This is a genomic window from Leclercia sp. M50 (genome assembly GCF_037150775.1).
Taxonomy (GTDB): domain Bacteria; phylum Pseudomonadota; class Gammaproteobacteria; order Enterobacterales; family Enterobacteriaceae; genus Enterobacter.
In genome coordinates this window covers 82,281-93,088 of sequence record NZ_JBBCPK010000006.1, presented here as the reverse complement: position 1 = coordinate 93,088, position 10,808 = coordinate 82,281, and the positions used below count along the sequence as shown (strand labels likewise).

Genomic DNA, 10,808 nt, shown 5'->3' with positions numbered 1-10,808 from the left:
CCGGGCTTATCGAGGAGGGGGAAAAGCAGCGGATGGTATTTAAAGGGCTGGAAACCGTCCGTACCGACTGGACCCCGCTGGCGCAGCGTTTCCAGCAGGAGCTTTATCTGAAAATTTTTCGGCGCGAGCCCTACCAGGAGTTTGTGCGCGAGACCATCGCCAGCCTGATGGCGGGCGAACTGGATGACCAGCTGGTCTACCGCAAGCGCCTGCGTCGCCCGCTGGCGGAGTATCAGCGCAACGTGCCGCCCCACGTTCGTGCCGCCCGGCTTGCCGATGAAGAGAACGTCCGTCTTGGGCGCGCGCCGCAGTACCAGAACCGAGGCACCATCAAGTATGTCTGGACCACCAGCGGCCCGGAGCCGGTGGATTATCAGCGTTCGCCCCTTGACTATGAGCACTACCTCACGCGCCAGCTACAGCCCGTCGCAGAGGGAATTTTACCGTTCATGGACGACGACTTTGCTACACTGATGACAGGTCAGTTGGGGCTATTTTGACAGGTGACGAAATCGCTGCCATCCAGTACCATAGCGCCCTTTCCATTCCCGGACCCATTATTCGACGACCGTCATTCCTGAACGGTGGTTGAACTATTGCCTGCAATTAAAGATTAGAGCCGAACAAATATGCCTTTTACACTTGGTCAACGCTGGATCAGCGACACAGAAAGCGAACTTGGGTTAGGAACTGTAGTGGCGCTGGATGCGCGTATGGTGACTCTCCTTTTCCCCGCCACCGGTGAAAACCGTCTGTATGCTCGCAATGATTCCCCTGTCACCCGCGTGATGTTCAACCCGGGCGACACCGTTACCAGCCATGAAGGCTGGCAGCTGAAGATTGAAGACGTAAAAGAAGAGAATGGACTGCTCGCCTATATCGGAACCCGACTGGATACCGAAGAGACGGGCGTCATGCTGCGCGAAGTGCTGCTCGACAGCAAACTGGTCTTCAGCAAACCTCAGGATCGCCTGTTCGCCGGTCAGATCGACCGTATGGATCGCTTCTCGCTGCGCTACCGTGCGCGCAAGTTCCAGAGCGAGCAGTACCGCATGCCGTGGAGCGGTCTGCGTGGCCAGCGCACCAGCCTGATCCCCCATCAGCTCAACATCGCCCATGACGTTGGCCGCCGCCATGCGCCGCGCGTCCTGCTGGCGGATGAAGTCGGTTTAGGTAAAACCATCGAAGCGGGCATGATCCTGCACCAGCAACTGCTCTCCGGCGCGGCCGAGCGCGTGCTGATTGTGGTGCCAGAAACCCTGCAGCACCAGTGGCTGGTGGAGATGCTGCGTCGCTTCAACCTGCGTTTCTCCCTGTTTGACGACGAGCGCTACGCCGAAGCCCAGCACGACGCCGATAACCCGTTCGAAACCGAACAGCTGGTGATCTGCTCCCTGGACTTCGTCCGCCGCAGCAAGCAGCGTCTTGAGCACCTCTGTGATGCCGAGTGGGACATCATGGTGGTCGATGAAGCGCACCATCTGGTGTGGAATGTCGACGCGCCGAGCCGTGAATATATGGCGATTGAACAGCTGGCCGAGCGCGTACCTGGCGTACTGCTGCTCACCGCTACGCCGGAACAGCTGGGTCTGGAGAGCCACTTCGCGCGTCTGCGCCTGCTGGATCCAAACCGTTTCCATGACTTTGACCTCTTTGTCGAAGAGCAGAAAAATTATCGCCCGGTGGCGGATGCCGTTGCCCTGCTGCTGGCGGGCAAGCACCTCTCCAACGACGAGCTCAACACCCTGAGCGATCTGATTGGCGAGCAGGATATCGAGCCGTTACTCCAGGCGGCCAACAGCGATCGTGAAGGCGCCGACGCCGCACGCCAGGAGCTGGTCTCCATGCTGATGGACAGGCACGGCACCAGCCGCGTGCTGTTCCGTAATACCCGTAACGGGGTGAAAGGCTTCCCGAAACGCGAGCTGCATACCGTTCGCCTGCCGCTGCCCACCCAGTATCAGACGGCGATCAAAGTTTCCGGCATCATGGGCGCGCGTAAAACAGCGGAAGAGCGCGCCCGGGACATGCTCTATCCGGAACAGATTTATCAGGAGTTTGAAGGCGATACCGGCACCTGGTGGAACTTCGACCCGCGCGTTGAATGGCTGATGGGTTATCTGACCGCCAACCGTTCCCAGAAAGTGCTGGTCATCTGCGCCAAAGCCACCACCGCGCTTCAGCTTGAGCAGGTTCTGCGCGAGCGGGAAGGTATTCGCGCGGCGGTGTTCCATGAAGGCATGTCCATTATCGAGCGCGACCGCGCGGCGGCGTGGTTCTCCGAAGAGGACAGCGGCGCCCAGGTGCTGCTCTGCTCCGAAATCGGCTCCGAGGGGCGTAACTTCCAGTTCGCCAGCCGTCTGGTGATGTTCGATCTGCCGTTCAACCCGGATCTGCTGGAGCAGCGTATCGGTCGTCTGGACCGTATCGGTCAGGCGCACGACATTCAGATCCACGTTCCGTATCTGGAAAAAACCGCCCAGTCGGTGCTGGTGCGCTGGTTCCACGAAGGGCTGGATGCGTTTGAACATACCTGCCCGACCGGTCGTACCATTTACGATAGCGTGCACAACGAGCTGACGGGCTATCTGGCGGCGCCGGAAAACACCGACGGCTTTGACGAGCTGATCAAAACCTGCCGTGAACAGCATGACGCCCTGAAAGCGCAGCTGGAGCAGGGCCGCGACCGCCTGCTGGAGATCCACTCCAACGGCGGCGAGAAAGCCCAGCGGCTGGCAGAGAGCATTGAAGAGCAGGATGACGATACCAGCCTGATCAGCTTCGCCATGAACCTGTTTGATATCGTCGGTATCAACCAGGACGATCGCGGCGAGAACTTGATCGTGCTGACCCCGTCCGATCACATGCTGGTGCCGGACTTCCCGGGCCTGCCGGAAGATGGCTGCACCATCACCTTCGAGCGTGATGTGGCGCTGTCCCGCGAGGATGCGCAGTTCATCACCTGGGAACACCCACTGATCCGCAACGGTCTGGATCTGATCCTCTCCGGCGACACCGGCAGCAGCACCATTTCGCTGCTGAAGAACAAGGCGCTGCCGGTGGGTACCCTGCTGCTGGAGCTGATCTACGTGGTGGAGGCCCAGGCGCCGAAACAGCTGCAGCTCAACCGTTTCCTGCCTGCCACGCCGGTACGTCTGCTGCTGGATAAAAACGGTACCAATCTGGCGGCGCAGGTCGAGTTTGAGAGCTTTAACCGCCAGCTGAGCGCGGTGAATCGCCATACCGGCAGCAAGCTGGTGAATGCGGTGCAGCAGGATGTCTACGCCATCCTCCAGCAGGGTGAGTCTCAGGTTGAGAAAGCAGCGCGCGCCCTGATTGACGCGGCGCGCAGCGAGGCGGATGAAAAACTGTCGGCGGAGCTCTCTCGTCTCGAGGCCCTGCGTGCGGTGAACCCGAATATTCGTGACGATGAACTGGCGGCGATTGAAACCAATCGTCAGCAGGTGCTTGAGAGCCTGAACCAGGCGGGATGGCGTCTGGATGCGCTGCGCCTTATCGTTGTGACGCATCAGTAAGCGGAGCGAAACATGTTGATGGAACCCTACAATCCGCCGCAGGATCCGTGGCTGGTCATTCTCTATCAGGATGAGCATATTATGGTGGTCAACAAGCCAAGCGGCCTGTTGTCCGTGCCGGGCAGGCTGGATGAGCACAAAGACAGCGTGATGACGCGCGTTCAGCGCGATTATCCGCAGGCGGAGTCCGTCCACCGTCTGGACATGGCCACCAGCGGAGTGATTGTAGTGGCGCTGACCAAGGCGGCAGAGCGCGAGCTGAAACGTCAGTTTCGAGAGCGTGAGCCGAAGAAGCAGTACCTGGCGCGCGTCTGGGGTCATCCACAACCGGCGGAAGGGCTGGTTGATCTGCCGCTGATCTGCGACTGGCCTAACCGCCCGAAGCAGAAGGTCTGCTACGAGACCGGCAAGGCGGCGCAAACCGAGTATGAAGTGCTGGAGTACGCGGCGGACAACAGCGCCCGCGTGCTGCTAAAACCGATTACCGGCCGCTCGCACCAGCTGCGTGTGCATATGCTGGCGCTGGGTCACCCGATTCTGGGGGATCGCTTTTATGCCACGCCGGAAGCCCGGGCGATGGCGCCGCGTCTGCAACTGCATGCGGAAATGCTCACCATCACCCACCCGGAATACGGTACGCCGATGACCTTTAAGGCACCGGCAGACTTTTGATCCGTTGCCCGGCAGCACCTTGCCGCCGGGCCAACCGCTTCCTTACTTAAAGCCCTTCTGCTCTTTGATAAGCTCGTAGGCTTTCTGAATTTCCTGCGCTTTTTGCTTCGCCATCTCCATCATCTCTGGCGGTAAACCTTTGGCCACCAGCTTATCCGGGTGATGCTCGCTCATCAGCTTACGGTAGGCCCGCTTGATGGTTGTCGGTTCATCGGTTGGCTTCACGCCCAGCACATTACAGGCATCTTCCAGGGTAGGACCACGCTGCGCCTGCTGCCAGCCGCCACCGCCCGCCTGCTGTTGCTGATAGCCGCCGCCAAACTGTGCGCCGCCCTGCATCATGCGCAGGAACTGATCGAACTGGGTGCGGGAAATGCCCAACTCTTCGGCGATAACATACAGCACTTCACGTTCGTTCGGGTGGAGCGACCCATCGGCAAACGCCGCCTGGATCTGAATCTCCAGAAACATCCGAATTAAGTCGAAGCGCCCGAAGCAGATGCTGCGGAACTGACGCATTTTTTCGCGCAGGGGATAGTTATCCGCCTTACCGATACGAAATGCGTTTTGCGCGGCCGCCCGGGAGTCACCGTGCAGGTTCATGCGATCCATAAACTGGCTGGCGACATGGATGTCGGCCTCGGTGACACGCCCTTTCGATTTGGTCAGATGGCCCATTACCTCGAAGGTTGTCGCAAAAAAAAGCGCCTGGCGTTCACGCTGGTTAGCGAACCAGGCCATCTTGCGACTGCGCGCTTTATCAAACATATGGCCGATAAGCAGCCCCAGAACGATACCCCAGAAGCCCGCGCCCATCAGTAAAGCGAACGCTACGCCGATAATTTTTCCCCAATACTGCATATACTCCCCAAATGGTGATCGATTTGATCCAGCGCAACGCCATCATTCCGGTGGCCTGGCCACGGTCAAGTGAAGGACATCGCCTATAATTTGCATTATCATACTCGTCATTCAATAACGAGCCTATCACCATGGCTCGTTTACGGGCAGGATTAACGCTGGCACTGTGATGATGAGTAAGATAGTCTCTGACCGTTTGCCAGCGATAAGCCACTGATGACGGAACAATAAATAAAACGTATGAAAAAACGTATCCCCACCCTTCTGGCCACGATGATAGCTACGGCTCTGTACAGTCAACAGGGTCTGGCAGCCGATCTCGCCTCGCAATGTATGCTGGGTATCCCCAGCTATGATCGCCCGCTGGTACAGGGTGATACGAACACGCTACCGGTTACCATCACCGCTGACAACGCAAAAGGGAATTATCCTGACGACGCCCTGTTTAGCGGGAATGTGGATATTAACCAGGGCAACAGCCGCTTGCAGGCCGATGAAGTGCAGTTGCACCAGAAACAACCAGAAGGCGCAGCCGAACCGGTACGCACGGTAGATGCGCTGGGTAATGTGCACTATGACGATAATCAGGTCATCCTGAAAGGTCCGAAAGCCTGGTCGAACCTGAATACCAAAGACACTAACGTCTGGGAAGGTGATTACCAGATGGTTGGCCGCCAGGGTCGCGGTAAAGCGGACCTGATGAAACAGCGCGGTGAAAACCGCTACACCATTCTGGAAAACGGGACCTTTACCTCCTGTCTGCCAGGCTCGGATACCTGGAGCGTGGTAGGTAGCGAAGTGATCCACGACCGCGAAGAGCAGGTTGCGGAGATCTGGAACGCCCGCTTTAAGCTCGGCCCGGTACCGGTCTTCTATAGCCCGTATCTGCAACTGCCCGTGGGTGACAAACGTCGCTCCGGCTTCCTGATCCCGAACGCCAAGTACAGCACCTCAAACTACTTTGAGTTCTACCTGCCGTACTACTGGAATATCGCGCCCAACATGGACGCGACGATCACGCCGCACTATATCCACAAGCGCGGCAACATCATGTGGGAGAACGAGTTCCGCTATCTGACGCATGCGGGTTCGGGTCTGATGGAGCTGGACTATCTGCCATCGGATAAAGTGTATGAGGATGATCCAAGAAACACCTCCGGGGATAATCGCCATCGCTGGTTGTACTACTGGCAGCACTCGGGCGTAATGGATCAGGTGTGGCGTTTTAACGTCGACTACACCAAAGTCAGCGACTCGAGCTATTTTAACGACTTTACCTCTAAATACGGCTCAAGTACCGATGGCTACGCCACGCAGAAATTCAGCGCGGGCTATGTAGTACAGAATTTTGACGCGACCGTTTCCACCAAACAGTTCCAGGTCTTTAGCGACCAAACGCAGAGCACCTATGCTGCAGAGCCACAGCTTGATGTTAACTGGTACCAGAATAATGTGGGTCCTTTTGACACCCGGGTCTACGCCCAGGCGGTGCATTTCGTCAATACTGACTCCGACATGCCTGAAGCAACGCGTTTGCACCTTGAGCCAACGATTAACCTGCCTGTTTCAAACGACTGGGCCAGCCTCGATACCGAAGTGAAGCTGATGGCGACCCACTATCAGCAGGATAATCTGGAAACGTACAATGCCAATCATGGCACGCGTCTGGAAGATTCCGTTAACCGCGTGCTGCCGCAGTTTAAAGTGGACGGCAAACTCATCTTCGAGCGCAATATGGACTGGAGCGAGGGGTATACCCAGACGCTGGAGCCACGCGCCCAGTATCTCTATGTGCCGTACCGCGACCAGAGCAATATCCAGAACTATGACTCTTCATTCCTGCAGTCGGATTACAGCGGCCTGTTCCGTGACCGTACCTATGGCGGCCTGGACCGTATAGCGTCGGCCAACCAGGTGACTACCGGGGTCACAACGCGTATTTATGATGATGCTGCAGTTGAACGTTTTAATGCTTCTGTGGGTCAAATCTACTACTTCACCGAAGCACGTACCGGTGATGACAACATCCAGTGGGAGAAGGACGACAAAAAAGGATCGCTGGTATGGGCCGGTGATACTTACTGGCGCATAACCGATCGTTGGGGTCTGCGCAGCGGCGTGCAATATGACACGCGGCTGAACAATGTTGCCACGGGTAGCGGTACAATCGAGTACCGTCGTGATGCAGACCGAATGGTGCAGCTTAGCTATCGTTACGCCAGCCCGGAATATATCCAGGCGACGTTACCTAACTTTGCTACCTCCGAACAAACGAAAGAGGGCATTTCGCAGGTGGGTGGTACGGCTAGCTGGCCAATTGCCGATCGCTGGTCGGTGGTGGGAGCCTACTACTTCGATACCAACCAGAATAAGTCTGCAGATCAGATGCTGGGCGTGCAGTACAACTCCTGCTGCTACGCGATTCGCGTCGGATACGAACGTAAGCTGAATGGCTGGGACTATGACAAAGGTCAGAGCGAATACGATAACATCATCGGCTTTAACATCGAACTCCGTGGCCTGAGTTCCAACTATGGTCTGGGTACTCAGCAGATGCTGCGCTCACCGATTCTGCCGTACCGTAGTTCATTGTGATGTACTTGATTTAACACGTAATCCGCTTTGCGGTTAATTGATATGGAAAAAGTATGAAGAACTGGAAAACGCTGCTGCTCGGTATCGCTATGGTCGCGAATACCAGCTTCGCGGCCCCACAGGTTGTCGACAAAGTCGCTGCCGTTGTGAACAACGGTGTGGTACTTGAGAGCGACGTTGATGGTTTAATGCAGTCTGTGAAGCTCAACGCGGGTCAGGCAGGTCAGCAACTTCCGGACGATTCCACGCTGCGTCATCAGATCCTTGAACGTTTGATCATGGATCAAATCGTTCTGCAGATGGGTCAGAAGATGGGTGTGAAGATCTCTGATGAGCAGCTCGATCAGGCTATCGCCAACATTGCGAAGCAGAACAATATGTCCCCGGACCAGATGCGCAGCCGTCTGGCCTATGACGGCATCAGCTATTCGACCTACCGTAATCAGATCCGCAAAGAGATGCTGATTTCAGAAGTGCGCAATAACGAAGTGCGTCGCCGCGTTACCATCCTGCCGCAGGAAGTGGATGCCCTGGCGAAACAGGTGGGCAACCAGAACGATGCCAGCACCGAACTGAACCTGAGCCACATCCTGATCCCTCTGGCAGAAAACCCATCTTCTGACCAGGTGGCCGAGGCGGAAAGCCAGGCACGTTCCATCGTCGATCAGGCGCGTAATGGCGGTGATTTCGGCAAACTGGCGATCACCTATTCCGCTGACCAGCAGGCGCTGAAAGGCGGCCAGATGGGCTGGGGTCGTATTCAGGAGCTGCCTTCTATTTTTGCCCAGGCGCTGAGCACGGCGAAGAAAGGCGACATCGTGGGTCCAATCCGTTCCGGCGTGGGCTTCCATATTCTGAAAGTGAACGATCTGCGCGGCCAGAGCCAGAGCATCTCCGTGACGGAAGTGCACGCCCGCCACATTCTGCTGAAAACCTCGCCGATCATGTCTGATACGCAGGCGCGTACCAAGCTGGAGCAAATTGCCGCCGATATTCGCAGCGGTAAAACCTCCTTCGCCAACGCCGCGAAAGAGTTCTCTCAGGATCCAGGTTCCGCGAATCAGGGCGGCGATCTGGGCTGGGCGGCTGCGGATATTTACGATCCGGCCTTCCGCGATGCGCTGATGAGAATGAACAAAGGTCAGATGAGCGAACCGGTTCACTCCACCTTCGGCTGGCACCTCATCGAGCTGCTGGATACCCGCAATGTGGATAAAACCGATGCGGCGCAAAAAGATCGTGCGTACCGTATGCTGTTCAACCGTAAGTTCTCTGAAGAAGCAGCGACCTGGATGCAGGAACAACGCGCCAGCGCCTACGTCAAAGTCCTGAGCAACTAATGAAACAACATCGTGTTGTTATCACTCCCGGCGAACCCGCCGGGATTGGTCCCGACCTGGTCGTCCAGCTTGCCCAGCGCAGCTGGCCGGTCGAACTGGTGATCTGCGCCGATGCCAGCGTGCTCGAAGCGCGAGCGAAACAGCTTAATCTCCCGCTCACGCTTCTGCCGTATCAGGCAGAAAACGCTCCCCTTCCCCAGCAAGCAGGCACCTTAACGCTGCTACCTGTCCCGCTACGCACGCCGGTTATCCCCGGCCAGTTGAGCACTGAAAATGGTCATTATGTGGTGGAGACGCTGGCGCGCGCCTGCGATGGCTGTCTGAGCGGGGAATTTGCCGCGCTGATCACCGGCCCGGTCCATAAAGGGGTGATCAACGATGCCGGCGTGGCCTTTACCGGTCATACCGAGTTTTTTGAAGAGCGGTCGCACAGCGCAAAAGTGGTGATGATGCTGGCAACCGAGGAGCTGCGGGTCGCTCTGGCGACGACGCACCTGCCCATCAAAGCCATTTCCGACGCCATTACGCCGGATCTGCTGCGCGACGTCATTACCATCCTGCACCACGATTTACGCACAAAATTCGGTATTGCCGATCCGCACGTGCTGGTATGCGGCCTGAACCCACATGCGGGTGAAGGTGGGCATATGGGTATGGAAGAGATCGACACCATCATTCCGGTGCTGGAAGAGATGCGTGCGAAAGGCATGAATCTCAGCGGGCCGCTGCCTGCCGATACCCTGTTTCAACCGAAATACCTGGATCATGCAGACGCCGTGCTGGCGATGTACCACGATCAGGGCCTTCCCGTGCTAAAATACCAGGGATTTGGCCGCGGGGTTAATATTACCCTCGGTTTACCCTTTATTCGTACTTCTGTTGACCATGGTACTGCGCTCGATTTAGCAGGCCAGGGAAAAGCAGATGTCGGCAGTTTTATTACGGCGCTTAATCTCGCCATCAAAATGATTGTTAATACTCAATGAATAATCGCGTCCACCAGGGCCATTTAGCCCGTAAACGTTTCGGGCAAAACTTCCTCAACGATCAGTTCGTGATCGAAAGTATTGTTTCGGCTATCAATCCACAGAAAGGCCAGGCGATGGTCGAGATCGGGCCGGGTCTGGCTGCACTGACCGAGCCGGTTGGCGAGCGTCTGGATGAGCTTACCGTCATCGAACTGGATCGCGATCTGGCAGCGCGCCTGCAGACGCACCCGTTCCTCGGGCCGAAACTGACCATTTATCAGCAGGATGCCATGACCATGAACTTCGGCGAACTGTCGGAGAAAATGGGCCAGCCGCTGCGCGTATTCGGCAACCTGCCGTATAACATCTCCACGCCGCTGATGTTCCACCTGTTTAGCTATACTGATGCCATTGCTGACATGCACTTCATGTTGCAAAAAGAGGTCGTTAATCGACTGGTTGCAGGGCCGAACAGTAAAGCGTATGGTCGTTTAAGCGTGATGGCACAGTACTACTGTAACGTGATCCCGGTACTCGAAGTACCGCCATCGGCATTTACGCCGCCGCCAAAAGTTGACTCAGCGGTTGTGCGCCTGGTGCCGCATAAAACGAAGCCGTATCCGGTGAAGGATCTGCGCGTGCTGAGCCGCATCACCACCGAAGCCTTTAACCAGCGTCGTAAAACGATTCGTAACAGCCTTGGCAATCTGTTTACTGTTGACGTGTTAGCTCAGTTGGGTATCGACCCGGCGATGCGCGCGGAAAACATTTCCGTAGAGCAGTACTGCAAGCTGGCTAACTACATCAGCGAAAATGCGCCGCCGAAGGAGAGCTAA

Annotated in this window: 8 protein-coding genes; 7 read left to right on the top strand and 1 reads right to left on the bottom strand. The window is 56.8% G+C overall.

From position 1 onward, the window contains the following. The 3 genes from WFM46_RS02775 to rluA form a co-directional block, all read left to right on the top strand. Window positions 1-500, top strand: a 500-nt coding sequence (locus WFM46_RS02775; RefSeq protein WP_336997028.1) for a DNA polymerase domain-containing protein, incomplete at its 5' end; no start/stop codon positions are given. A gap of 129 nt (window positions 501-629) precedes the next feature. Continuing rightward, on the top strand, window positions 630-3,536 hold the full coding sequence (gene rapA, locus WFM46_RS02770) for an RNA polymerase-associated protein RapA (RefSeq protein WP_103178242.1): 2,907 nt from the start codon (window positions 630-632) through the stop codon (window positions 3,534-3,536). Between the two features lie 12 nt (window positions 3,537-3,548). Next, window positions 3,549-4,208 (top strand): bifunctional tRNA pseudouridine(32) synthase/23S rRNA pseudouridine(746) synthase RluA, encoded by a 660-nt coding sequence (rluA, locus tag WFM46_RS02765; RefSeq protein ID WP_180209034.1) that lies wholly within the window; start codon window positions 3,549-3,551, stop codon window positions 4,206-4,208. A 42-nt stretch (window positions 4,209-4,250) separates the two neighbouring features. On the opposite strand, the gene djlA is transcribed toward rluA, so the two are convergent. Then, window positions 4,251-5,069 (bottom strand): co-chaperone DjlA, encoded by an 819-nt coding sequence (gene djlA / locus WFM46_RS02760; protein WP_103178240.1) that lies wholly within the window; start codon window positions 5,067-5,069, stop codon window positions 4,251-4,253. Window positions 5,070-5,309: 240 nt separating this feature from the next. Between djlA and lptD the strand changes: the two genes are divergently transcribed. From lptD to rsmA, 4 genes are read left to right on the top strand one after another with little or no spacing between them, the layout of a single operon-like run. After that, window positions 5,310-7,664: an LPS assembly protein LptD gene (lptD, locus tag WFM46_RS02755; protein WP_336997027.1), complete on the top strand. Its 2,355-nt coding sequence runs from the start codon at window positions 5,310-5,312 to the stop codon at window positions 7,662-7,664. 53 nt (window positions 7,665-7,717) lie between these two features. After that, window positions 7,718-9,004: a peptidylprolyl isomerase SurA gene (gene surA, locus WFM46_RS02750; protein WP_103178238.1), complete on the top strand. Its 1,287-nt coding sequence runs from the start codon at window positions 7,718-7,720 to the stop codon at window positions 9,002-9,004. Next, a complete protein-coding gene (gene pdxA, locus WFM46_RS02745; RefSeq protein WP_103178237.1) occupies window positions 9,004-9,990 on the top strand; it encodes a 4-hydroxythreonine-4-phosphate dehydrogenase PdxA in 987 nt (328 codons plus the stop codon). Before surA ends, pdxA begins: the two co-directional genes overlap by 1 nt. Next, window positions 9,987-10,808, top strand: a complete 822-nt coding sequence (rsmA, locus tag WFM46_RS02740; RefSeq protein ID WP_103178236.1) for a 16S rRNA (adenine(1518)-N(6)/adenine(1519)-N(6))-dimethyltransferase RsmA — start codon at window positions 9,987-9,989, stop codon at window positions 10,806-10,808. Before pdxA ends, rsmA begins: the two co-directional genes overlap by 4 nt.